Genomic DNA, 25,312 nt, shown 5'->3' with positions numbered 1-25,312 from the left:
GTAGGAGAGCCTCACCGACGCGGAAGCCGACGCTAACGGTTTCCAGAAATCTCCTTGCTGGGAGATAGTTTAGCGGTAGAACTACCGGCTCTGACCCGGTCAGCCCTGGTTCGAATCCAGGTCTCCCAGCCAATCACTCCCATACAATATAATCGCTGCCTCATAAGACGTTTCAGATGTTAAGATCTGACACCATCTTACATGATGAGTTCCTTATCGGTCAGGCGATGCCTCTACGTCATTTTTATACCCCATTTGCTTTCCCTGTTTTTCAGCTTTGACACAAAAGCATCCCTCCCCTTCATCATAGAACTTTTTGTCTTTATGGTTGGAGGGATCAATCAGGCTCTTGTAATATATCTGGTGTTCTGAACACCTCACGCAATACAATCAGGCAACCAACCCACGGGATCCCCTTGGAATGATGTCTTCTGCGCGTTTTCATCAGACCATTCCTGAGCCCCAGTCATCAGTGGCCAGATGATAGGGAGAGCACGTTGTCCGCACATAATCCTCCATCCTCCTCCTCGTGTGAATCCGAGAAACAGACACCTGCACTTGAGGCCGAGATCCCGCACATTCTGGTTGTGGAAGATGACCCAGAAATCTGCGGCCTGCTCCAGCGCTACCTCAAGCGTTTAGGCTATCAGGTTTCGACCGCCGTCACCTTGGCCGAGGTGATGGCTGTTCAACAGAACGCCCCCGTAGACCTGACACTTCTGGATCTCATGCTACCACAGGAAGACGGACAGACCATCTGCCGCCACCTGCGCCAGTTTTCTGACACCCGCATTGTCATGCTTAGTGCCCTGAATGACCTCCGGGACCGTATCTCCGGGCTCGACCTTGGCGCGGACGATTATATTTCCAAGCCGTTTGATCTGGAAGAACTAGGGGCACGGATACGCGCTGTTCTGCGGCGCACAACCTCCCCTGTTACACTCCCGGCCGCAGACCAGACGCTCCAGTATCGCTTTGATAACTGGCTGTTTGAACCTGCCAAGCGCGCTCTATACGCTCAAACAGGCATCCGCATTGCCCTTACCGGCTCAGAAACCGATCTCTTGCTCATTTTCTGCCAGAATGTACAACGCGTCTTCCCGCGTGAGGAGCTCCTTGCCCGTATGCATGGAGAAGAAAAAAACGTGGATTCACGCGCTATCGATCTTCTGATCAGTCGGCTACGGCGCAAATTGTCTCATCAGGGCCGTCAGCTTGAACTCATTCGCACCATCCGCGGAGATGGATATATTTTTGATCCCGACACCATCAGATCATGAAGCTACGCCTGAGGTTTTACCCTCGTTCCATCTATGGCCAGATGGTCATGCTGGTTTCGCTCAGCATGTTCATTACCCTGAGCATCACTTCATTTCTGCTTTTTCTCTTTCGGCCTGATATCCCTCCCCTTCCTCATGGTCCATGGACAAATGCCCTCGCCATAGAAACGGGAATTCAAGCCTTGCAGGCGGCCCCGCCGGAAAACCGTGCCCGCATTGCAAAAAATATCTCAAACGCCGACATTACGTTCGTTATCGGGCAACCGTTCCTGTGCCGGGAATTCCCTCCAAACCCGATCACAAACTCCATGAAACGGATCCTTGTTCTACGGCTCAACCTGTACGAACGGGATATCGAGACCAAAAACTGCGCACCTGACACAAGAGGCAACCCATTCACTTACATCTCGCTCCCTCGGGATAACATCAGCGTTCGTGTTTACGACCACCCACCGCTCCATTTCCATCACATCATGCGGCTGACCATGCCGCTCACCATTTCCCTGCTCTCTCTTCTGGCCATCATCCTGCCCCTTACGTTCTGGAGTATCTGGCATATCAGCCGCCCGTTACGGAACATTGCAGCCAGCGCAGATGCTTTTGGCTATGATATTTCGCCCGCCCCCATACCCATACAAGGCCCAACAGAGGTCAGACGCCTGACACATGCCTTCAACCGCATGCAGGCGCGCATTGCCGCGTCAGTGGACGAGCGGACACGCATGCTCATGGCCATAGGGCACGATCTTCGCACCCCCCTTACGCGCCTTTTCATGCGTCTGGAGCTGGGCGGAGAAGAAGCCTCTCCCGAAGCCATGCATCATGACCTCACACTCATGAAAAAAATGCTGAATGGAGCACTCTATTTTCTGAAGGAACAGACAGAAGCCGAGCGCGCGGAAAATGCAGATCTTAGCTCTCTCCTTGAAAGCCTTTGCCTGGAATACAGCGCCGTAGGCCAGAATGTCACTTATACCGGCCCTTCCCACCTGACATGCATTTGCCAGGCCACGGCACTTGAGCGCGCCGTCAGCAATCTTATTGAAAATGGCCTGAAATACGGCACACATGTTGATGTGCATCTGCATGAAGAAAAAAATCATGCCGTGATTGATGTCAAAGACAATGGGCCGGGTATTCCAGATACGCTACAGCCCTCTGCCCTTCTTCCGTTTTACAGGCTGGACCCTGCACGCGCCTCAGATGGTGGGCTCGGTCTTGGCCTCTCCATTGCTGACGCCATTATCGCCCGCCACCACGGCCATTTATCTCTCAGCAATATCCAGCCCAGAGGCTTTCAGGCACGCATTGTCCTGCCGCTTCGGCTGGATCGCCTTTAACAGGCATTTTTCAGCCTGCAGAGCGATCATTGCTCTGCAGGCTGAAAATCTGCAACGCAGATTCACTGCACTCCATTTTCAAAACGCGGCCAATTATCCACAATTTCGTGGAGAACCTTGGCCGCCACCCGATATCCGTTCTCCAAAGCCTGCGCTTCGCCCGAGAACGTATCATTCGCAGACTGTACGGCTGTCTGCCCCGGAGCCTGCTCCGTATAATTGGACGCACTGCGAGAGATCAGAACCCGGTTGATGTCAGCACGTCCGGCATGTGTCAGGCGTTTCATAGCCTCCATGATACCGGCATCTTCCATGTTGCTTTCAACAAACTGACTCTGGTTCTGAGTAAGCATTTTGACCCAGTCCCGCGCATATTGCGTCATGATCTTGCCATGCCAGAAGGCATCCGCTGCAAAATCACCGCCAACAACAACACTCGGCATCTGTTTGGCAGCTTTGGTAACCCGGCGTTTTCGTTCTGCCTGCAAAGCGGGAGAATCTTCCAGCGCCAGATCTTTGGTGAGATCGTAAGCCCATTTCACCAAAGCGGGGTTAAGTTTGTAGCTCATGGCATGGTCAATACTGCCATCCGGGCTATCACTACCTGAGGTGATATACTGGTTCGGTTTTTCAGCCGTAATCATGTAATACCCGTAAGGCCAACTCTTGGGTGCCTCCCGCGGGTCAATATATTTGCTGATATCACTGACAACATAGTCGGCCCAGGAAACCGAACCAACAGAGGCGACCTGCTGATCAAAACCGGAAATGGCAGACACAACCCAATAAGCTTTGCTCAGATCAAACCGCGGGTCAAACCCCAAAGCCATCACCGAGGATGCAGCTGGCGAGAGCGTTGTGCCTGTTACCACATAAAGAATGTGATGCGCAGGATCCGTGTAAATGTCATGCACACCGGCCGGGAACGCTACTTTCTCGCTCAGCTTTTCCCCTTCAACCCAAGGCTGAAACTCGCCTGCTCGGTCCCCGCTATCCTGACCTATTTCATAAGTTGTCAGCACGACGGCCCGAATATCCCACGGCTTGCCTGTCGCCTGTTGGGGCGTTGACGGCGTAGCGCATCCAGCAAGTAAGGCGGCCCCAAACAAGGCCGTAGACGAACGGAATAAAGATCTCATGGGGTATTCTCCGGAACAGAAGGAATATGGGCGCGATAGCGATCCCAATGTGCGATGAGTTCAGCGATAACAGGGGCGCCTGCTCGCTCATTGTTATCAAAGGCGGCTACCTGCCCCGGTCCTTCATCACCCATGGACTGCGTGATGGACATATGGGGCGGCGGCATACTGAAATTGCTCCCCGAGCGCAACACCATGATACGGTCGGGATCAATGTAACCAAAGCGCGCCAGCAACCGCATTTCTACCTGATTGGTCTGGCTTTCCTCATTGGTCATGACAAACTGACCCTGGTTTTTAGTCCATAAACGAACCCAGTCTTCGGCCCATTGGTTGCGCTGTGCGCCATGCCAGTAACGCAACGCCCCTAATGTCTCGCCTTCCAGAATAACCGGCGGCTTCTGGGCGTTTGGGTATCCAGCCCAGTGTGTCCGCCGCTCCGCCAGCACAGGATCATCGCGCAGCGGCACATTGCGGCTGATGGTATAGGCCCAGTGCTCCAAGCCCCGGTTGAGCGCGTATGCTTTTGTCAGTTCCGCTACATCGGTAACTGAACCATAATGGTTGGGATCATTGGGAAGCGTATTGGGTTTCTCTGCCCCGATAGCATAGAGACCATATGGCCAGCCTTTTGGGATGGCACGATCATCTATTTCCCGCAGCGCATCTCCATCAACCACCCAGCGCGCCCAAGCCACACTTCCTGCAGAGGCTACATTGGGGTTAACACCGGAAATCCCCGTAAAAATCCAGTAGGTATGATGAAGGTCAAAATGTGGATCAAGCGCCAAAGCAGCCAGATCCGTCACACCATCCTTCAGGACAATTCCATAAACCCCGTCCGAATTACGCCGCAGGATCTGCGTCGGAATTCCGGCTACAGGCACACGCTCATCCAGATGTTGGCGCTCCACCCAGAACTGATATTCACCCGGAGCGTCGCCCGTATCTGCGCCATTTTCCCATCCGGCCACCACAATCACCTTTGGCTCCAGCTTGGGCGGGGCAGCACCAGCAGATTGCGTTGCCAGTATGGTCGTTGTGGCCAACACACCCCACAACGCCAGTATTTTAAAAGAACGTTCTCTTTTATGCATTCTTCAACTTCCAATAACTCATTCATTTTAGAGTCAGAACAAGATAAAAAGAAGGATTTTCCCTCAGCTTTTCCGAAAAAACCTTCTCTTTTTGTAAGGAAGAGACCTCTAAACTTGGTCTTAAAGTATGGCGGTGCCTCACCATCCCGGAAACACCGCCATTTTTTACACGTATCAGAATGCGAGTGAGACAGTGCCTGTCATATTGAAGCGCGGATAGAGATAGTATGTCGGAGACCCACTTGCAGAGATAGCACTGCCGTAAATACCCGTTGCCGCATGGGCATTGTTGGTCAGGCCGTAGGCTCCTGTGCGGACAAAACTGCCGGTGATATTGTTGAAGTTCAGACGGAACGTTGGCGCTTTAACAAAACCAAAACTTGGGAAATGGTAACCAACGGTAATGGAATCCGTGAAATATCCCGGAATTTTCTCATCATTCATGAACGTTGTATATTGCGCGGATGTATAATGCACAGCAAAGTTGCCAAAGAACTTTCCGTCATCATACGTCAGGCCAATATTCGCCAGCACATGCGGCGCCATGACTGCCCTTTTCCCTTTAGTGGGTAGATAATCAGCAACAGTGGTGCCGTTCAGCAAGCCTGTGGTGGGCAGGTTTGAGTCCATTGTGGCATTCAGATACTCAATGGACGCATATGGGCTGAAATGATGAATGGGGTGCGCGGCAATCATGGCGTCAAATCCGCGCGCTGTCTGGTTCCCTGCATTGATGGTGGTGCTGATAGCCTGATTGTTCACATACACACTGGTTGCGACCAGACGGTTGGTAATGGAATAGTTAAACAGGCTCAGGTCCGCCATCAGGTATTTATTATCAAAACGCCAGCCGAGCTCTTCCTTGATCAGATACTGCGGCTTCGCGTTGTAGGGGTTGCCCACATAGCTACCTGTCTGCGCATCGAACACGGAAGACAGAGATCCCGGATCTGGCATACGGTAATCCCCTTCCGCATTGATATAGATCTGGTTGTGATCATCAATCTTGTAGCCGATCCCCAACTGAGGAAGCGGGACAACAGTGTTTTCTGCCGTGCGCGGCGCAGAGCTGGCATAATTCCGGCTCCAGCGATTGATCATGGAAACCTTGAACCCGGCATTCACTTCCAGCCGGTTATCCAGATAACGGGCCACATCACGCACAAAGAGCGAATGGTTATACCAGCCTGAATCTCCCTGATACGGCATGTAACGGGAACCGTTCTGATAAAACCCCGTGCCAGCCGCATAAGGGAAATTCTTGTTCCCGTTTTCTGTCGCAATCGAATACAGGTTGTTTACCTGGTTATCCTGATAGTCGAACCAATATCCGAGAGAAAACGTATTGTGACGATCAATCTTGTAGCTCAGTTCCGCAACCGCCCCGGCGTGAGGACGATACACGCTATAATTTGACGTCGCAGGCACACTTCCACTCAGTGCTGCACCATCGGGCCCGAGCGTTACAGGCGTTGTCGTCGCATTGAAGAGTGAGCCGTTGTAGGAATAACCGCCGTTATAGACATAGTACGGTTTGAAATCGAACGTGAACTTCTTGGGCAAGACAAGATGCACGGGCGCAGTAATAAAAAACTGGTCCCACATATTCCCTACCAGCCCCACGTAGCGGGATGGATTGGCAGGGTTGTATTCGGATGTGTAGGAAAAAGTGCCGCGTCCGTTTTTCTTGTCAAAAAACTGCTGTGATGTCGGATACAGCGGCATGGACGTAAACTGATGGTTCCAACTGGCGAACAGATCAATAAAGGACCCGTTATCGAAATCTTTGCGCGCCCCGAAATCCAGATGACGTCTTTCGTTCGTGCCCGGCCCAATCCAGTTACGAGCATGTTCATGCGAGAAGGACAGATACCCCCGCACGCCGCTGTTCCCAATGTCACCACTGTTCACGCGCAGAAACTCGCGTGACATGTTATTGGTGCCATAGGAAAAATCCATCATGCCGCCAAATTTGTGGTCCGGCGTAATGGTTCCGGCATCCATAACGCCCGCAGCGGCAGACGTCACAGGCAGATTGATTTCGGCTGATCCCGGGGTGATGCTCACATGATCCAGATTTTCTGAATCGACGTTCTGGTTCAAATAATACGCTGTGGCCACAGGCACGCCATTCAGAAGAATACCCATATCTGAATCGGTCAGACTGCGGATATTGATGGCTCCACCCAGAATACCGGAAGAATCATTTGTTGAAACACTTACACTCGGCAGGTTTTTCACCAGATCCAGCGCCGTATTGGTTGGGCTCTGCATGGCGATAAAACGCTTGGTAACGGTCTGAACCGCACGCGGCGCTGTTTCGCGCCGCATCATGCCGCCCCCACCGGCACGATTGACAGCCACTTCCACTTCTTCACCCGCCTGACTTCTTACCGGCCCCGCCGGACGATGAGGAGACTGCGCCGCCCGCACTGTTCGCGCTTTATGAGGAGACGCAGACGCATGCCCTTTTGAGGCTGAATGAGGAAGAGGAGCCGCGTAGCCATACTCGTAGAACAAAAAAGTACTGCTAAGGATGGCAGCGACGAACCGACCGTGACGTGTTTTTAGAGTGATCATTGTGCTGCCCTTGGTGAGAAACCGTTTGCATGGCTGCTTGAGCGAAAAGCAGCAGAAAGAAAAGCGTCTCCGTAACAATTAACAACTTTTCGTGATCATTGTTGCGCACTTGCACACCTTGCAAGTGAGAGACGTGGCTTTCTGCTTGGTTTTTCAGTTCGATTTCGCAACAGAGAGATCATCTCTTGAACCCAACAAAGAGAGCAAGAATAAAAATTGCATTTTTCCGTTCTGAAATTTAGAGCGGAACACGCTCAGTTGTTCGTTTTATTGCTTTCATGCCTTTCCAGAGCTTATTTTTGATTATTTCTAAATGTCAAATATTCCAAAATACGTATTAAATTAATATTTATAATTGAACATTTCTTCTTTTTATTATGTGTGACTAAATTTTTTATTATTTAATTTCTCAACCAATACCTCTCATGCCGCGTTCATGAGGGAATGACATTCCTCTCTTCCTAAAAAGCCGCCTGTCCTTTTGTTAACCAGAAATTCATATTAGATGGCGAAATTTTATTACCCTTCTCCCCTCTCTTGACATGCTCCCGTTGCGTTGAGACAACCCTCGGGTGACTAAAAAGATCTTTCGTTCCACATCTGCCACATCCAGTTCCGATGCCTGTCAGGGGGATGCCTGTCAGGGGATCGTGTTACACGCACGCCGTCATTCTGATCTGGATATCAGACGTTCATTTTGCTGCCTGCCAACAATGGGCTACACTATTGACTTTGCTTTCTGGCAACCATCACCATGCCAGCCAGTTTAGAAATACAAAGAGGCCAATGCAGACAGAAAGAAAGTTCTGAATTATAGTGCAATTGAATAATTGGCAGGACAATAACAACGCTGTTTTTTCAGCTCTCGCCTATTTGTCTCTTTGTGGGGCGTCTCTTGCACCTGATGGGACTTGACACTGTACTCTGCCATCCCATCCTCTTTAATAGTTAAACCTCTAACCCCGGATTTACGGAAATTATGGCTTACGCGACAACTAACCCTTATACCGGTGAAACACTCAAAACGTTTCCCGACGCAACGGACCAGGAAGTCCAGACCGCTCTGAATGACGCTTATGAAGCGTTCACGTCCTGGCGGCATGTTTCCTTTGCTGATCGCGCCAAGGTCATGACAGCCGCGGCAAACATTCTGCGTCGTGATATTGATAAATATGCCAAGCTTCTTACGCTCGAAATGGGCAAGCTGTATGAAGAAGCCAAGCTGGAAACCATTCTCTCGGCTGAGATTTTTGAATATTACGCCAAGAATGCAGAAAACCTGCTGAAGCCGGAAAAACTGCCGGTTGCCGACCCCAAGGAAGGCGAAGCAGTTCTGGTGCACCAGCCTCAGGGGATTGTCTTTGCAATCGAACCCTGGAACTTCCCTTACTATCAGATCGCCCGCATTATTGCGCCGCAGCTTTCTGCCGGTAATACGGTGCTGCTGAAACATGCATCCAACGTGCCGCAGTGCGCCGCCATCTTCGATGCACTGATGATTGAAGCGGGCCTGCCCAAGGGTGCGTTCCGCAACCTGTATGCAGCCCGCCACCATACAGAAGTGATCCTGAAAGATCCGCGCGTTTGTGGCGTAGCACTCACCGGCTCTGAAGGCGCTGGCGCCATTGTTGCCAGCATTGCAGGTAAGGCTCTGAAGAAAGCCACCATGGAACTCGGCGGTGCGGACGCCTTCATTGTTCTGGAAGATGCTGACATTGAAAAAGCAGCGAAATGGGCCGCTTTTGGTCGCCATTGGAATGCTGGACAGGTCTGCGTCTCTTCAAAGCGCCTGATTGTGGCCGATGCCGTGTATGATCAGTTCCTGGAAATCTACAAAGCGGAAGTGGCAAAACTGAAGGCGGGTGATCCGATGGATCCGTCCACCACACTTGCGCCCCTGTCTTCACAAAAAGCTGCTGACGATCTGAAAGCTCAGGTTGAAGAAGCCAAGAAGCATGGTGCCGTTGTTGAAGTGATTGGCGCGCCGGTTCCGGAAAAAGGAGCCTTCTTCCAGCCGCTGCTGATGACCAACCTGCACGAGAACAATGAAGCCCGTCACTGGGAATTCTTTGGTCCCGTCACCCAGCTTTACCGCGCCAAGGATGAAGCCGATGCCATCCGCATCGCTAACGATTCTCCGTTTGGTCTTGGTGGCTCCGTCTTCACCAAGGACACAAAACGCGGCGTGAAGGTGGCAGAACAGATCTACACCGGCATGGTGTATGTGAACCACCCGACCATGGTTAAAGCGGATCTGCCGTTCGGCGGTGTTGCCCGCTCCGGTTATGGCCGCGAACTGATCGGCCTGGGCATCAAAGAATTCGTCAACCACAAATTGATTGACGTCGTCGATATTGACGCTCCGTTCTGATACAAAAAAAGCGCCCTTTACCTCAAAGGGCGCTTTTTACTATTCCGGTATCAGGCTTCAATAAGACGCCTATATTTAGGTAGTCTGCTTAAACGACCATCCCCCTGAGAATGGTCACAGCTTCAGCAAAAAACTATTCTCCCCATAGCCACGCAGCACCGCGCACGCCGGAACTGTCGCCATGCTGATTTTTCAGCAACTGGGTGTCACAGGTCGGTGTAATGGCATATTGTTTCATCACATCAGGCACGCGGTCGTAAATTGTCTGAAGGTTTGAAACGCCCCCTCCCAGCACAATCGCATCTGGATCAATCAGGTTGATCACCAGCGCACAGGCGCGCCCCAGACGGTCCACATACAGGTCCAGCGCCCGGATGGCAGCCTCATCGCCAGCAGCGGCAGCCTCTTCAATCCCCTGAGTACTGCGTTCGCCCTTACCTTTCCACGATTCAGCCAGCGCGGAACCACAGAGAAAACGTTCCAGACACCCGCTATTACCGCAGAAACAGCGCGGCATCGGAAATTCGTCTTCCTTCACCCACGGTAGCGGAATATGCCCCCATTCGCCCGCAATATGGTGCAGGCCTGTCAGCGGGTGACCGTTAACAATGATACCACCGCCTACGCCTGACCCCAGAATAACGCCGAACACCACCTTGCGCCCTGCTGCCGCCCCATCAATGGCTTCAGAGAGAGCAAAGCAGTTGGCATCATTCTCCACACGCACAGGGCAACCAAGCGCCAGTTCCAGATCATCGCCAAAAGGACGACCATTCAGCCATGTCGCATTGGCGTTCTTGACACACCGGGTTCTGGCGTCAATCGCGCCCGGAATACCAATCCCCACCGTAGCAGCCGGACTGGTCTCCGCCTTGGCGGCTTCCACCATCTGCCGAATTTTTGCCAGAAGCTGTTCATAAGAACCGGGGTTCGCCTCCCTGCGACGGAGAAGAATTTTCCCATCGGGGTCGAGGGCAGCAATCTCGATCTTGGTTCCTCCAAGATCGATTCCAAGGCGATAATCTGACATACAGAACCTAACGTCTTTATTCCGGCAGTACTCAAACACCATGCGGCATGTGATAATTCAGGAAAATATGCAATCACACATCTCTGTCTCTCTATACAAGGCTATGTGTCATGAATGAGGCTCTTCTCGATGCGCGGGGCCTGAGTTGCCCTATTCCGGTTCTAAAAGCCAACAAACGTCTGCGTTCCATGGAAAGTGGCGAAAAATTGCGCGTTTTGACCACGGATCGCGCCTCCATTGTGGATTTTCAGGTCTTTTGCCGTGAAACAGGCCACGCTTTGGTCGCCTTCACGGATGAAAATGGCACCCTTTCCTTCACAATCAGACGTCGGACAGACATACCTCAGGCGTAAGGGCGATATGTTTTCTGGGGCGATCTGCCCAAGCAAGACTTGGCAGACCCCCACTTATCGGAGTAATGCCTGCGCCTCATGACGGATAGGAAGACCTGCGCCATGGCGGATAACATCGAGGCTTTGTCCTTTGAGGAAGCGCTCTCCGAACTGGAGAAGATCGTGCGCGGCCTTGAAGGCGGACAAATGAAGCTGGAAGAGGCCATTGCGTCCTATGAGCGCGGGGCAGCTTTACGCCAGCATTGTGAAACCAAGCTGAGCGAGGCCGAGGCCCGCGTTCAGGCGATCGTCCAGAAAGCCAACGGGGCCCTGGACATGAAACCTTTGGATTGAGATGTCGATGACTGACCCGACAACCATCTCCCCTTCCCAGACGCAGCCTTCTGCCAATGCCGATCTGCTGCGCAAGGACATGTCTGCCCGCGCCAAGCTGGTGGAAAGCGCCATTGATGCGCTTCTGCCCCCCACCACCGGGGGCGATGCCCGTCTGATTGAAGCCATGCGGTATGCAACCCTTGGCGGTGGCAAGCGCCTGCGGGGCTATCTGGCTGTTGAAACCGCCAGCCTGTTTGGCGTGCCCGAAGCGCAGTCTGCCCGCGTAGGCGCATCAGTCGAAATGCTGCATGCCTATTCTCTGGTGCATGATGACCTGCCCGCTATGGACGATGATGACCTGCGCCGCGGCCAGCCCTCCACCCATCGCAAGTTTGATGAAGCCACCGCCATTCTGGCAGGAGACGCCCTTCAAACCAAAGCCTTCGAAATTCTGGCCGATGCACAGACGCATGAAAGTGCCAACGTCCGCATCGCCCTGATTGCTGCTTTCGCGGCCGCATCAGGCGCAGCTGGCATGGTCGGTGGCCAGATGATTGACATGGAAGGTGAAGGACGCGCCCTGCCGCTGGACGAAGTACGCCATCTGCACGCCCTGAAAACCGGCTGCCTTATCCGCTATTCCGCTGAATCCGGAGCCATTCTGGGTCAGGCTGATGCGGATCTTCAGCGTCGCCTGCGGTCCTACGGCACCAACATTGGTGCTGCCTTCCAGATTGCGGATGATGTTCTGGACGCTACAGCCACGGCTGAAGAACTGGGCAAGACCGCCGGGAAAGATGAAGCCTCCGGCAAATCCACATTTGTTGCCCTTCTGGGCATTGATGGTGCCCGCGCGGAAGCCGAACGGCTGACCAAGCTGGCCATTGAAGACCTTGCTCCGTTTGGAGCAAAAGCCGACCGCCTGAAGGCGCTGGCCTATTACGTGATTGAACGCAGGAACTAAGCCGATGGCAGATCAGACACCCCCCACCACTGCCACTGGCGGTGCGACCATTCCGACGCTGGGCCGTTTTCCTGCGCTGGACCGTGTGACGTATCCGTCTGACATGCGGAACTTCTCGGTTGAGCAGCTCAAGCAGGTTGCCGATGAACTGCGCGCCGAGACGATTGATGCCGTCTCCACCACCGGCGGGCATCTGGGGGCGTCTCTGGGGGTTGTGGAACTGACCGTGGCCCTGCATGCCGTGTTCGACACGCCTGAAGACAAGGTGATCTGGGATGTGGGCCATCAGGCCTACCCGCACAAGATCCTCACCGGCCGGCGTGACCGCATCCGCACCCTGCGCCAGCCCGGTGGCCTCTCCGGCTTTACCCGCCGGTCTGAAAGCACCTACGACCCGTTTGGCGCAGCCCACTCCTCCACCTCCATCTCCGCCGGGCTGGGCATGGCCGTAGCCCATCACCTGCGCGCCGAGGAAGACCCGTCCTACCGCGAACGCAGCGTGATCGCCGTGATCGGCGATGGCTCCATTTCCGCCGGCATGGCCTACGAGGCCATGAACAACGCCGCCGTGGCCGGTCCCGGTGCGGAACGGCTGATCGTCATCCTCAACGATAACGAGATGTCCATCGCCCCGCCCGTGGGCGCGATGTCCAACTACCTCTCCCGCCTGATGTCCTCGCGCAAGTTCATGGGCCTGCGCGAACTGGCCGGAAAAGTGGTGAAGAAACTGCCCGCCCCGGTGGAACGCACAGCCCGCAAGGCCGATGAATATGCCCGCGGCATGATCACCGGCGGCACCCTGTTCGAGGAACTGGGCTTCTATTACGTCGGCCCCGTGGACGGGCATGACCTGCCGCAACTGGTGGCCATCCTGCGCAACCTGCGCGATACGGATAACGGCCCTATCCTGCTGCATGTCATCACCGAAAAAGGCCACGGCTACCGCCCGGCTGAAAAGGCAGGAGACAAGTATCACGCTGTGGCCAAGTTCAACGTGGTCACCGGCGAGCAGAAGAAAGGCCCGTCCGGCCCGCCCTCCTACACCTCCGTCTTTGCCCGTGAACTGGTGCGCCGCGCCGCCACGGATGACCGGATCACCGCTGTCACCGCCGCCATGCCGTCTGGCACGGGGCTGGATGCATTCGCCAAATCCTACCCTGACCGCTTTTTTGACGTGGGCATTGCCGAACAGCATGCCGTGACCTTTGCCGCTGGCATGGCCACGGAAGGGCTGCGGCCGTTCTGCGCCATCTACTCCACCTTCCTGCAGCGCGCCTATGATCAGGTGATGCATGACGTGGTGCTGCAGAAGCTGCCTGTGCGCTTCGCCATTGATCGTGCCGGTCTGGTGGGCGCGGATGGCGCCACCCATGCGGGCGCGTTTGACCTCGCCTATCTGGGCTGCCTGCCGGGCATGACGCTGATGGCCCCCTCGGATGAGGTGGAACTGCTACACATGACGGCCACCGCCACCGAGTTTGATGAAGGCCCGATTGGTCTGCGCTACCCGCGTGGCGGCGGCCTGGGCCTTGACCTGCCCGCCGAAGGGCAGGTTCTGGAGATCGGCAAGGGCCGGATCATCCGGGAGATGGGCCGTCAGGCCGGTGGCGAGAAAGGCGGCATTGCCATTCTCTCGCTGGGCCCGCGTCTGGCTGAAGCCCTGAAGGCTGCGGACATGCTGGCCGCTCATGGCCTGCCGCCCACGGTGGCCGATGCGCGCTTTGCCAAACCGATTGATGTGGAACTGGTGGAAAACCTGGCCCGCAACCATGCCGTGCTGATCACGCTGGAAGAAGGTTCGATTGGCGGATTCGGCACGCAGGTCGGCCACCATCTGGCCCGCACCGGGTTGCTCGATAACGTCCGTTTCCGCCCCCTCACCCTGCCTGATATCTTCATCGATCATAATTCGCAGGACGCTCAATACGAGCAGGCTGGACTTACAGCACCACACATCACAAAAACTGCTCTCAGCGCATTGGGCGTCTCTCTGACGGAGCAAACGGCCTAAACAGATGGCACGCCGTCGCGTTGACCAGATGCTTGTTGACCGAGGGCTGGTTGAAAGCAGAACAAAAGCTCAGGCCCTTATTATGGCCGGGCTTGTGTTCACAGGTGAGAAGCGGGTCGCCAAAGCCGGAGACCAGCTACAGGAAGACGCTCCCCTTGAGGTCCGCGGGCAACAACACCCCTGGGTCTCACGCGGGGGCTGCAAGCTGGCGCATGCGTTGGACCATTTCGGGCTTTCTCCGCAAGATTGCGTCTGCCTTGATGTTGGCGCGTCAACCGGCGGGTTTACAGATGTTCTGCTGACCCACGGTGCAAAATCTGTTTACGCTGTGGATGTGGGACACGGGCAGATTGCGTGGAAACTCCGCTCAGATCCGCGCGTAACTGTGCTCGAAAAATGTAACGCACGGTATCTGGACAGCACCGTTATTCCCATCGCGCCATCAGTTGTTGTGTGCGATGCCAGTTTTATCGGCCTCCGCACGGTGCTTCCCGCCGCGCTATCTCTTGCTGCAGAGGGTGCATGGGCCGTTGCGTTGATCAAACCGCAGTTTGAAGCGGGGCGAGACCAGATTGGTGCAAAAGGTGTCGTGCGCGACCCTGCTGTACATGAAAGCGTCTGTGCGACCATTCAGGAGTGGTGGAGCAATCTGCCCGGCTGGACAGTAATGGGGATAGAACCCAGTCCGATTACTGGCCCGGAAGGAAATAAAGAGTTTCTGATCGCTGCACGTAAATCTTAAATTTCATTTTACATAAAACCGATTTTATATCGCCTCATGCTCTTTCTGCATGGCTATTCTTCTCCTTTTTTGCCACAATTTTATGAGAGCTTGGCTTTCTCAGCAAAAAAGGATCTGTTTTATTTATGCGTAAATTCATCATGATGCTCGGTGTCACAACCAGCCTGTTCGGCATCACTGATGTTGTTCAGGCTGCGCCCGTTCCCTATCACGCAGCAGTTGCGCACAATGACAGCATTCTGGCCACAAGCAGCCCCCTTCTGCGCGATTATGAGCAGGATGGTTTAATCCTGCAGGATGAGCCTGAGGCAGAAACCCTCGTTATTACGGCAGACCCGGCTACCCTCCACGCGCGGGCGCTCCCATCTGATGGCACCAACCGGTATCGGATCGCTATGCGGGATGTGCTTTCGGCAGCGGCCTCCTACGCTTATCTCTTCTTCGGCCAGCATCCGGACGCCGACAGACTGTCCGTAGTTGCCAACATTCAGTCAGACAGTCCTGCGCCTGCCAGTTCGGAGGGAGACGCACCGGAGCCTGCGCTGACTTTTGATATTCCGCGCCCGACTTTCCCAATTTCTCCGGATAGCAAGCCGGATGCGTACTCCGCGCAGACCATCAGCCTGATCATGGATGAAATCGATCCTGCTAAAACGCACGTAGCTTCCTGGCTGCGCGCTGATCTGCAGGACCAACCTCACGCAGCAAACAGCGCTCAGAACTGACCGGCCTTTGCCATAAGAAAGCAGCAAGCCTTTGCTGTTTCCGTTAAAAACAGTGTATAATATGGAGAAGGTCCGGTGCCCGCCGGGCCTTTTTTCTGTTATAAGTTCATCATCCCCCTCCCATTACGGCGTTATGTATGTCTCTCGTTTCTTCAGGTTCTCACCCCAAAACTCATGATGCCGAAGCCGCGGCTTCTCTGAATGCGGAGGAACGGGCACGCATTCTGGCCAAGGCTGCGTTATTCAGCCCCCCAGTAGCCAGACTGGCAGACGGACGCCGAGACCTCGTTGGCCTCTCCCGCGACGAAATTACAGAAATTCTTCTGGAAATTGGGGAAAAACCGTTCCGGACCAAGCAGCTCTGGCACTGGATCTATCATCAGGGAGTGACAGATTTTTCCCGGATGAGCAGCATCGCCAAGCCTTTACAGCAAAAGCTGGCGGAGCAGTTTATTATTGGTCGGCCAGACGCGGCCATGGTCCAGACATCCACCGATGAAACACGAAAATTCCTCTTCCGCTTTCGGGATGGGCAGGAAGCGGAAACTGTTTACATTCCTGACCGTAGGGAAGATCGTGGTGCTGTCTGCATCTCCTCACAGGTAGGGTGTACCCTCTCCTGCACGTTCTGCCATACCGGCACCCAGAAACTGGTGCGTAACCTGGGCGCTGCGGAAATTGTGGGGCAGTTCATGGCTGCGCGGGATTCCTACAGTGAATGGCCAAGCCCCAAAGGCGAGACGCCGCGCCTGCTTTCCACCATTGTTCTTATGGGCATGGGAGAGCCGCTCTATAATTACGAGAACATCGCCAAAGCCATGAAAATCATCATGGATGGAGAGGGCATTGGCCTGTCACGCCGCCGCATTACCCTTTCCACATCCGGCGTTGTGCCTCTGATGGATCGCTGCGGGGACGAACTGGGAATCAATCTGGCCGTCTCCCTGCATGCCGTCAGGAATGACCTGCGAGACCAGATTGTACCGCTCAACCGTAAATATCCGATTGAAGAAGTTCTCGCCGCCTGCCGCCGCTATCCGGCAGCCAGCAATGCGCGCCGCATCACATTTGAATACATCATGCTGCGTGGCGTGAATGACAGTGAAGCCGATGCACGTGAACTGGTACGGCTGATTTCAGGTATTCCCGCCAAAGTGAACCTGATCCCGTTCAATCCCTGGCCGGGCAGTGACTACCGCCCCTCCACGCGGGAACAGCAGAACAAGTTTGCGGATATCATCATGGATGCCGGATTTGCGTCTCCTATTCGTACACCTCGGGGGCGCGATATTCTGGCGGCCTGTGGGCAGTTGAAAACTGAAAGCGAACGCGTGCGCGCAGCGCAGGGCTGATTTTTCTGCTTCTTCTTACCCAGATACGAGCTTGGCCTCTGGTTCCCCTGCCCTGCTGGTGCTAGGAAGCAGGGCGAAACATTCTTGTCTTACTTACTCAGGAGATCACTCCCATGGGCGCACCTGCCGCCAGAAAAGATGTCAAAAAAGTTGTGCTGGCCTATTCAGGCGGGCTGGACACATCTGTCATCCTGCGCTGGCTGCAGAAGACCTATGGTTGTGAAGTTGTCACGTTCACCGCTGATCTGGGTCAGGGAGAAGAACTGGAACCGGCGCGCAAAAAGGCCGAAATGTTTGGTGTGAAGGAAATCTTTGTCGAAGATCTGCGTGAGACCTTCGTGAAGGATTTCGTCTTCCCGATGTTCCGGGCCAACACCCTGTATGAAGGCCAGTATCTGCTGGGCACCTCCATTGCCCGCCCTCTGATCGCCCAGCGCCAGATTGAAATCGCCCGTCAGGTCGGTGCAGATGCTGTCGCCCACGGTGCCACTGGCAAAGGGAACGATCAGGTTCGTTTTGAACTGGCCTATTACGCCCTGCAGCCCGACATCACGGTGATCGCTCCGTGGCGTGAATGGGATCTGACCTCCCGCACCCGGCTGCTGTCTTTTGCCGAAGAAAACCAGATCCCCATAGCTAAGGACAAGCGTGGAGAAGCGCCGTTCTCGGTGGATGCCAATCTGCTGCACTCTTCTTCTGAAGGAAAACTACTGGAAGATCCGGCAGTTGGACCGGAAGAAATTGTGTTCCAGCGCACCATCTCTCCAGAAGCAGCGCCCGACAAAGCTACGGAAATCACAATCGATTTCGTCAGCGGTGATCCGGTTGCCATCAATGGTGAAGCCATGTCTCCAGCCACGCTGCTGACAAAGCTGAACGAGCTGGGCAAAGCCAATGGCATTGGCCGCCTTGATCTGGTGGAAAACCGCTTTGTGGGCATGAAGTCCCGCGGGATTTATGAAACCCCCGGCGGCACCATCCTGCTGACGGCCCACCGCAGCATTGAATCCATCACACTGGACCGCGAGGCCATGCACCTCAAGGACAGCCTGATGCCGCGTTATGCTGCCATTCTTTACAATGGGCTGTGGTTCTCCCCGGAACGCCGCATGCTGCAGGCTCTGATTGATGCCTCCCAGCATTCCGTATCGGGCCGTGTCCGCCTGAAACTGTATAAGGGCAATGTTATCTGCGTAGGGCGTGAAAGCCCGAACAGCCTGTATGATACCCGCGTTGTCACGTTTGAAGATGACGAAGGTGCCTACAACCAGGCAGACGCACAGGGCTTCATCAAACTGAATGCACTGCGTCTGCGGTTGGGTGCTCAGATCGGACGTAAGGGCGGCGCGCTTTAAGGGCGCGACGTCACCGCCATTCTTTTCAGATTGTCGAGAGGGTCATGACCAGTCGTTTCAAACTTACTCCTTACCTGCTTGCGGCCGGCATGGCCGTCTCTCTTGCTGCGTGCGGTTCACATAAGGAAGCGGAACCTGAACTGACCCCAGCCCAGCAGATGGACAAGCTCCGCTCTCAGCCCGGCGTAACCGTGCTGAAAGACGGTCTGGCCTACAAGGTGTTGAAATCCGGCCCCAAGGACGGCGAACAGCCGCGCCCGGGAGACGTGATGATGCTGATCTATGAAGGCCGCCTGCCAGACGGGTCCATTTTTGACAGTTCCGAACAGCATGGCGATGGCGCTTACATGCAAATGCCCTTGCAGGGGCTGGTGAAAGGCTGGATGGAAGCCCTTCCCATGATGCATGTGGGTGATACGTGGATGCTCTACGTACCGCCCGAACTCGGGTATGGCCACAAGGCCATGGGGATTATCCCGGCAGACAGCCCGCTTATTTTCCGTATCCAGTTGCTGGGCGTTGATCACGCTCATTAATCCGGAAACGGCCTGAACCGGTTCTGTCGTGCGCAGAACCGGTAGGACAGGTTTCAGACCATGATGTCTTTTCATAGCACGCGGTCCGCCTTTCTGGCGATTGGTGCTCTTTCCCTTCTTCTTGGCGGCTGTTCGCCCAAAAGCCCGAAAAATCTTTACGGCAGCAACTGCGGTATTTGCCATCATAGCGGTGACGGCATGCCCGGCTCCGTTCCGCCGCTGGTCGGGCGCTTAGACCGCATTGCCAGCACGGCAGAAGGCCGTAAATATCTTGCTGATGTGCTCATGAATGGTGTTAGCGGACCAATCATGGCCAATGGCATGCCTTATGAAGCAGAAATGCCCCCCTTCCGTTACCTTAAAGATGACGAGGTCGCGCAAATTCTCTCCTGGCTTTCTGCCCGCGGCTCAACGCAACCTGCCCCTGTTATGACCAAAGAGGATATCGCGGCGGCGCGCGCGGTCCGAAAATCTGCGGGAATGGTGGCGGAAGAACGGGAAAATCTGAACAAGCTCTCTCCTATCCCCTAATTTCTCCTGGCTCACGATCACAGTGGTAAAGCATATGCAACGCATCTTTTCTGGCATTCAGCCGTCCGGCATTCCGCAGCTTGGTAACTATCTGGGCGCTATCCGGAACTGGGTTAACCTACAGGCCGACCATGAGTGCGTGTTCTGTCTGGTAGATATGCACGCTATTACTGTGTGGCAGGAACCGGAAAAACTGCGGCACCAAACCCTTACGCAGGCTGCCATTCTCCTAGCGTCCGGCATTGATGCGGAAAAACACATCCTGTTCAATCAATCCGCTGTGTCCGCTCATGCGCGGCTGGCGTGGATTTTCAACTGTGTCACCCGCCTGGGCTGGCTCAACCGCATGACACAGTTCAAGGATAAAGCAGGCAAGGACCGGGAAAACCATTCGGCCGGTCTATACGTTTATCCCAGTCTAATGGCTGCCGACATCCTGGCTTACAAGGCAACCCGCGTGCCTGTTGGAGAAGATCAGAAACAACATCTGGAACTGACCAACGATATCGCTCAGAAATTCAACCATGATTACGGAGTTTCCTTCTTCCCGGAAGTAGAAGCCCTTATTCCTCCTGCTGCGGCACGCGTCATGAGCCTGCGGGATGGAACCAAGAAAATGTCCAAATCAGATCCTTCCGCCCAGAGCCGGATTGAGATGACGGACGACGCGGATACCATCGCGCTCAAGATCCGCCGCGCAAAAACTGATGCAGACGTTCTGCCTGAAGATCCCGCACAGCTTGAAAACCGGCCGGAAGCTAAAAATCTGGTCACAATCTATGCTGCCCTTTCGGACATCAGCATTACGGACGTTCTGGCAAAACATGCAGGCGAAGGTTTTGGCCCCTTCAAGCAGGCTTTGACTGAGGTTGTGGTTAACGCCATTGCTCCCATTGCACAGGAAACAACCCGACTGATGCAGAATGAAGATCATCTGCTCGCCGTTCTCCGCTCAGGTGCTACGCGCGCTCAGGCCATTGCCGAGCCGATTGTTGCCGAAGCTGAAAAAATTGTTGGCTTTGTAAAATAAGAAAAGACAGGCCAGAACGTCTCCTCCGGCGTTTTGGCCGCGTTTGAAAAACGAGCCACCCTATACGCCAGCCCGAAGACATCTTGCTTACTGCGCCTAAAGTCCTGCATCTGGTCTTTTTTGCACTCACTCAGAACTATCCCTGAGATTCCATATGCAATTTTTAAAACATGACGCAATGTAAATATTGTTTTGAAAATCGAAAAAATAATCTCTACAGTTTGGCAGATGAAAAGTTCTAAAACCCCTATTTTGATTTTCCAATAGTAGTAATATCAACAGGTTACGATTTTTACACAGGCGGAAAAAGAGGGTTTTTAGAACCCTCCAGATGAGAAAAGCATAAAAACAACAGTTTCAAGATCCGCAAAAGCACCCAATTATCTCAGGCCCTTTTTAATATCTTTGCCATTATCCCTTTTTAAATGACACGAAGAAAACAGACTTTTACTGGTCGCTGCTTTCTCCGTCGGCCTCTCTCCGCTTTTCAGAACCCGTATTCACCAGAATACCCGGCACAGCCAAGCATCCCAATATACCCGCTATGCCGAGCAGAAAACCTTTTTGCCAGTGCAGATATCCCCATGCGCCAACAGCACTTCCTGCAATGAAACAAAGAATAATCTGGCTATGTAACCACAAACGCTGACGCATTTTGATATGCTGTTCGGCCTGGGTTCTCTTTCGCCCGGTTTCCAGCCAGTTTGCCACCTCTATCCCCAGATCGGTTAGCATACCGGTTACATGCGTTGTTCTTACAACGGCTCCAGAGACACGGGTCACGGTTGCATTCTGCATTCCCATCAGAAAGCTCAACACCAAGGGAAAGAAAACATTCTGGACGGATGGGAGCACGTAAAACATCTGGATAAGAGCCAAGGCTCCCAGAATCACGGCTTCAATCAGAATACTATAGGCATAAATGCCTGCTTCACCCCGCCTGCGCCCCACGTTCACCATAATGGCGGAAAGCATGGCTCCCGCTAAGAAACATACCACCAGCCCCGCTGAAACAAGGGCCACCTTCATGTCTTCGTTTAGAAAATTTGTCGCCAAAGCAGACACGTTGCCTGTCATGTTGGCGCAATAATATCCTACACTCAGAAAACTAAACGCGTTTATGGCCCCTGCAATGGCAGACAAAGAGCTTCCAAGCTGACGGTCCTGCAAAAATGTGCGACCGCCTTTTTCAAGCAGCATCCCTGCGCCCCCTCATTTTTCGCTCGAGAAATCCCTATTTACCGGGTCTGTTTTTCTGTTCCGGTGTGAGAAAGTTTCACTTCTTCACAAACACTTGGTGATCCTGCATCTGCTTGGTCTTCAGAAAAGAAAGCCTGCTGCCCTTTGGTCCACCATACAAATCGGTCTGCAACATATTTGGCTCCGGAAGCAGACATAACGTTAGTGAAAACCAAGGTCTGCCCTTCAACTGGTAACACAGCCAGACTGACGGCTCCCGCATTCAGATATGTCACCGGAAAATCCCCTGCCGGCAATTTTTGCAAAAGGGAGTGAGACCCAGTGCAGTGATAAACCGGCGTTTCTTTCTGTACCGCTACAGCCGGTGCCAAAGGAATAGAGAGGGATGACTGAGGCTCCCTCGTTTCTTCCTGCGCTTTGGCATTTCCTACCATGAGCGTGGAACACAGAATGCTCCCCGCTATCACCGCATGCCGCCAGGATAGGCCTTTTTGCATCAGGTTTTCCTTTCTTACCGGAACGTTCCTCTCTTTCTATCCCTTTTTCTGCCTACTCTCAAAAAAACGCCTTACACGTCCGATATGCAGCCCTCTTGTAATCGTCCGCGGGGAACGTAATATTATAACGTTACGTTTTGAGGTTTTTCATGTTGTCTTCTCCCTGCCCCACCAGATTGTCTCTTTTCCAAAACGCACAGGCCGATATCCATTCAGGCAAGGGGCCCATGACCATTCATGCGCGACCTCTTTCCGCAACACTTCAGGCGGCGATCGAAGCCATGATCAAGGAAGGGCCTCGCCTCATATTGGCCAAAGGCACGCCTGAAGATCTGCGTGCCCTGTGTTCCCCCCATATGCCGCCTACGGCCTTCCCCTTGCTGGAGGACGCCTTGCACCTCGCCCAACTGTATCGGGAAGCAAGCGGGCTTGATGCTGTCCGTTTCAGATTGGAGCAGATCACCACGGATTCCTGCCGAAAATTCCATACGGACCATGTCGCACTGCGGTTGCTCTGCACGTATTACGGGCCAGGCACCGAATGGGTCTCCACAACGCAAGGGCAGACTGCCGCTTCATCATCACCGGAAGACGACCCTGCCCTGATCCATCGTATTCCTGCCGGGCACATTGCTCTTCTTGAAGGAAACAAAGGCCCGCACGCAAATGGTCAAGGCGTGGTGCATCGCTCTCCCCCGCTCTCCCATCTCCCGATGTCAGAACGTTTACGCGTCCTTTTGACCATTGATGAACCAACGGCCTGCGGTATGGCGGATGAGCATAATCCTACCGTTCGCCCCTGAGGGCTTCCCGGAACAAAGTTTGTTCAGGTGTCAGCGCCTTCCACTGCGATTACCTTGAGCATGAGTTCGACTTTTTCCAATTCTTCCTGAACTGGGCGCTCGTCGGTGTTCCGGCGCTGCCGCGCCACCCAGCTTTGCATCTTCTGGGCCCAAATGGTGGCCTGTGATCCGCCTTCGGCCCATTTCCGCAGAAAAAGGAGCAAGGTCCGCCTGACATGCACTGGCAGGCCCTTGTCATGGGCAGCATCCCTAACCGTAATCAGGCACATGCCCATACTGGTCAGGCGCAACTGGTCCTGCATGTAAGCCAGCCGTAGCGGGGCGGGAACATTCTGAGCATTTCTGAGAATACGAACGAGACTGTCTGAACTTTCCGCCAACCATTGCTGAATGGTCGTTCGGCTTCCCTGCACCGCCAATGCCCTAAGCCGCCTTCGCCGCCACCGTGCAGTGCGCCGCATATGAGAATCAACCCGAAACGGCAGAACAACCCGATATGTCCAGCCAACAAACAGAACCGCCAGCAGAAAGCACAGCGCGCCGTTAAAAAAGGACTGCTCATCATAACGGCCATCGTTAATTGGGCCGAGCAGCACCGGGAAAAACATGTTGAAAGAAAACGCATACCCCGCGGTGGAAGCGTGCCGTGCTGCCAGCCCCCCAATGGTCATGGGCACCATAAGGGCCATCAACAGAATTTCCGGCGTCGTTATTTTTGGCAGAACCCACAAAGCATAAAGTCCCGCGGCAGCGGCACACCAACAGGCTCCCTTAAAAAAGGAACCAGATGCCACTATCGGGTTCTCACGTGTTGCCAGCAGACCATACACAAGCGCCACAAAGGACACGAACCCGGCACCAGACGGCCAAGCCGTAACTTCCCAGACCAGCCAACTGCCCAGAATGCCCGCGCAGGCCCTTACGCCGTTCTCCACTGATTCCAGCGCGTGTCTGCGGGAGGCTATGTGAAAGCGGAAATGATCCCCCCGTACCGGATGCTCAGCGGCCTGAATATGCCTCTGTGCTGCCTCGTAATCCGCCATAAGCGCCACTGGCACAGACTTGCCTGCATCATCATAACGCGCGTCCCGGTCCATCCCCCTCAATAAAGAGAGCGCCCGCGCGCGGGCAAGCATGACCATCATGCAGGACAATGCAGCGCGAGCGTGATCCGCAATATGCGTACGGCCGCCTATTTCCAGTGCATCAAACTCGATACGGCTGTTGGCGGAAACGAGCGTTGTCAGAACCTGAGCGTGGGCTCCGGCATCCGCCTTCCCGGTGATCAGATCCTTCACCAGAGCCGTTACCGCCCTTAAAGCGCCCTCAAGCCGATTATCCAGATTCTTTCGGGCCTGTTCCCTCATATAAGGCGAGAACAGCATGGCCAGCACAGCCTCGCACACCACCCCGAGAACAATATATGTTCCGCGCGCAATGGCGACGTTAAACACATCATCCGGTTGAGCAATGGCCCCTGTGGCAACAATGGCGGATGTAAAGCCTGTCAGAACCAGACCATAAGCCCGATAGCTTTCCAGAAAGGTCGCCAACCCGCAACAGAAGCCAATCCAGAGCGCCAGTGCACAAAAAAACAGAGCCGACGCCTGCGGAAAAGCAGAAATCAGGGCAATGGCCACCACACACCCCAGCACCGTGCCTGCAATACGCCACCGGGCTTTGGAAAGACTTTCTCCGCGGGAAGACTGTGCAACCACCCAGACAGTCAGTGGTGCCCATTGCGGACTATCCAGTTCCATCCACATGGCAATCAGCAAGGACAACCCTGCCGCCAATGCGGACCGAACAGCAAATGTGACATCAGCCAGAGAAGGCGCGAGTAGCCAGCGCAATTTTTGCCGCCAACGGTCTTCCAGTTCACCTGCAAACCGCAAACTTCGCGCGCCAAATGCAGAGGCAGAGAAAAATGCTCCGCCGTTGCTTTCCTGCTCTTTGGCGCTACGCATGGTATTTCCTCACGTAAAAGGTGGACCATGCAAAAGGCCCGGATAAACGTCCAAGCGTTTGTTGTAATCAGTTCATAAGCAGAAATTATGATGC

22 protein-coding genes and 1 tRNA gene are annotated in these 25,312 nt (G+C 54.2%); 16 read left to right on the top strand and 7 right to left on the bottom strand.

Features of this window, described 5'->3' with window-relative positions:
* The first annotated feature begins 58 nt into the window (after positions 1–58).
* The 3 genes from ASN_RS15695 (at position 59) to ASN_RS15685 (ending at position 2,620) form a co-directional block, all read left to right on the top strand.
* A tRNA-Gln gene (locus tag ASN_RS15695) sits at positions 59–132 on the top strand.
* A 365-nt stretch (positions 133–497) separates the two neighbouring features.
* Positions 498–1,280, top strand: coding sequence for a response regulator transcription factor (locus ASN_RS15690; RefSeq protein WP_058988756.1), 783 nt, complete (start codon positions 498–500; stop codon positions 1,278–1,280).
* A complete protein-coding gene (locus ASN_RS15685; RefSeq protein ID WP_058988755.1) occupies positions 1,277–2,620 on the top strand; it encodes an ATP-binding protein in 1,344 nt (447 codons plus the stop codon). Before ASN_RS15690 ends, ASN_RS15685 begins: the two co-directional genes overlap by 4 nt.
* Positions 2,621–2,682: 62 nt before the next feature.
* Here the strand turns inward: ASN_RS15685 and ASN_RS15680 are convergent, their stop codons facing one another.
* The 3 genes from ASN_RS15680 to ASN_RS15670 all read right to left on the bottom strand — a co-directional run bounded on the left by ASN_RS15680 (position 2,683) and on the right by ASN_RS15670 (position 7,436).
* Positions 2,683–3,759, bottom strand: coding sequence for a purine-nucleoside phosphorylase (locus ASN_RS15680; protein ID WP_082666732.1), 1,077 nt, complete (start codon positions 3,757–3,759; stop codon positions 2,683–2,685).
* Positions 3,756–4,856: a purine-nucleoside phosphorylase gene (locus tag ASN_RS15675; protein ID WP_058988753.1), complete on the bottom strand. Its 1,101-nt coding sequence runs from the start codon at positions 4,854–4,856 to the stop codon at positions 3,756–3,758. The genes ASN_RS15680 and ASN_RS15675 overlap by 4 nt, the downstream gene beginning before the upstream one ends.
* 174 nt (positions 4,857–5,030) lie before the next feature.
* On the bottom strand, positions 5,031–7,436 hold the full coding sequence (locus tag ASN_RS15670) for a TonB-dependent receptor (protein WP_227004954.1): 2,406 nt from the start codon (positions 7,434–7,436) through the stop codon (positions 5,031–5,033).
* 979 nt (positions 7,437–8,415) lie between these two features.
* Between ASN_RS15670 and ASN_RS15665 the strand changes: the two genes are divergently transcribed.
* Complete coding sequence (locus ASN_RS15665; protein ID WP_006558657.1) at positions 8,416–9,807, top strand: NAD-dependent succinate-semialdehyde dehydrogenase; 1,392 nt, start codon at positions 8,416–8,418, stop codon at positions 9,805–9,807.
* Positions 9,808–9,940: 133 nt separating this feature from the next.
* Here ASN_RS15665 and ASN_RS15660 read toward each other — a convergent pair whose 3' ends face one another.
* Entirely contained in the window at positions 9,941–10,837 is an 897-nt protein-coding gene (locus tag ASN_RS15660; RefSeq protein ID WP_045541415.1) for an ROK family protein, read from the bottom strand.
* A 110-nt stretch (positions 10,838–10,947) separates the two neighbouring features.
* On the opposite strand from ASN_RS15660, the gene ASN_RS15655 reads away from it, so the two are divergent.
* The 11 genes from ASN_RS15655 (at position 10,948) to trpS (ending at position 20,751) form a co-directional block, all read left to right on the top strand.
* A complete protein-coding gene (locus ASN_RS15655; RefSeq protein ID WP_006558655.1) occupies positions 10,948–11,190 on the top strand; it encodes a sulfurtransferase TusA family protein in 243 nt (80 codons plus the stop codon).
* A gap of 78 nt (positions 11,191–11,268) precedes the next feature.
* Positions 11,269–11,523 carry an exodeoxyribonuclease VII small subunit gene (locus tag ASN_RS15650; RefSeq protein WP_006558654.1) on the top strand — a complete coding sequence of 85 codons (255 nt, stop codon included), beginning with the start codon at positions 11,269–11,271 and terminating at the stop codon, positions 11,521–11,523.
* A 1-nt stretch (position 11,524) separates the two neighbouring features.
* Complete coding sequence (locus ASN_RS15645) at positions 11,525–12,469, top strand: polyprenyl synthetase family protein (RefSeq protein ID WP_039904381.1); 945 nt, start codon at positions 11,525–11,527, stop codon at positions 12,467–12,469.
* Between the two features lie 4 nt (positions 12,470–12,473).
* The gene (dxs, locus tag ASN_RS15640; RefSeq protein ID WP_058988752.1) at positions 12,474–14,480 is read left to right on the top strand and encodes a 1-deoxy-D-xylulose-5-phosphate synthase; all 2,007 of its coding nucleotides are present in this window, start codon (positions 12,474–12,476) and stop codon (positions 14,478–14,480) included.
* A 4-nt stretch (positions 14,481–14,484) separates the two neighbouring features.
* Positions 14,485–15,222 (top strand): TlyA family RNA methyltransferase, encoded by a 738-nt coding sequence (locus tag ASN_RS15635; protein WP_058988751.1) that lies wholly within the window; start codon positions 14,485–14,487, stop codon positions 15,220–15,222.
* Positions 15,223–15,347: 125 nt separating this feature from the next.
* Positions 15,348–15,947, top strand: a complete 600-nt coding sequence (locus ASN_RS15630) for a hypothetical protein (RefSeq protein ID WP_058988750.1) — start codon at positions 15,348–15,350, stop codon at positions 15,945–15,947.
* A gap of 137 nt (positions 15,948–16,084) precedes the next feature.
* Positions 16,085–17,299, top strand: coding sequence for a 23S rRNA (adenine(2503)-C(2))-methyltransferase RlmN (gene rlmN / locus ASN_RS15625; RefSeq protein ID WP_058988749.1), 1,215 nt, complete (start codon positions 16,085–16,087; stop codon positions 17,297–17,299).
* Positions 17,300–17,412: 113 nt separating this feature from the next.
* Positions 17,413–18,654 carry an argininosuccinate synthase gene (locus ASN_RS15620; RefSeq protein WP_006560073.1) on the top strand — a complete coding sequence of 414 codons (1,242 nt, stop codon included), beginning with the start codon at positions 17,413–17,415 and terminating at the stop codon, positions 18,652–18,654.
* Positions 18,655–18,698: 44 nt separating this feature from the next.
* On the top strand, positions 18,699–19,190 hold the full coding sequence (locus tag ASN_RS15615) for an FKBP-type peptidyl-prolyl cis-trans isomerase (protein ID WP_035378641.1): 492 nt from the start codon (positions 18,699–18,701) through the stop codon (positions 19,188–19,190).
* Between the two features lie 60 nt (positions 19,191–19,250).
* A complete protein-coding gene (locus ASN_RS15610) occupies positions 19,251–19,721 on the top strand; it encodes a c-type cytochrome (protein ID WP_035378639.1) in 471 nt (156 codons plus the stop codon).
* Between the two features lie 34 nt (positions 19,722–19,755).
* Positions 19,756–20,751, top strand: a complete 996-nt coding sequence (trpS, locus tag ASN_RS15605; RefSeq protein ID WP_058988748.1) for a tryptophan--tRNA ligase — start codon at positions 19,756–19,758, stop codon at positions 20,749–20,751.
* A 447-nt stretch (positions 20,752–21,198) separates the two neighbouring features.
* Here trpS and ASN_RS15600 read toward each other — a convergent pair whose 3' ends face one another.
* Positions 21,199–21,951 (bottom strand): YoaK family protein, encoded by a 753-nt coding sequence (locus ASN_RS15600; RefSeq protein ID WP_058988747.1) that lies wholly within the window; start codon positions 21,949–21,951, stop codon positions 21,199–21,201.
* A gap of 38 nt (positions 21,952–21,989) precedes the next feature.
* Positions 21,990–22,226, bottom strand: coding sequence for an MliC family protein (locus ASN_RS20325; RefSeq protein ID WP_231948268.1), 237 nt, complete (start codon positions 22,224–22,226; stop codon positions 21,990–21,992).
* A gap of 371 nt (positions 22,227–22,597) precedes the next feature.
* Between ASN_RS20325 and ASN_RS15590 the strand changes: the two genes are divergently transcribed.
* The gene (locus ASN_RS15590; protein WP_082666731.1) at positions 22,598–23,251 is read left to right on the top strand and encodes a DUF1826 domain-containing protein; all 654 of its coding nucleotides are present in this window, start codon (positions 22,598–22,600) and stop codon (positions 23,249–23,251) included.
* Between the two features lie 23 nt (positions 23,252–23,274).
* Here the strand turns inward: ASN_RS15590 and ASN_RS15585 are convergent, their stop codons facing one another.
* Complete coding sequence (locus tag ASN_RS15585) at positions 23,275–25,218, bottom strand: FUSC family protein (protein ID WP_082666730.1); 1,944 nt, start codon at positions 25,216–25,218, stop codon at positions 23,275–23,277.
* Positions 25,219–25,312: the final 94 nt, after the last annotated feature.

Origin of the sequence: Acetobacter senegalensis (assembly GCF_001499615.1) — a bacterium.
Taxonomy (GTDB): Bacteria; Pseudomonadota; Alphaproteobacteria; order Acetobacterales; family Acetobacteraceae; genus Acetobacter; species Acetobacter senegalensis.
Note: the sequence above shows the minus strand (reverse complement) of the source record. Positions and strands in the feature narration are given on the sequence as shown.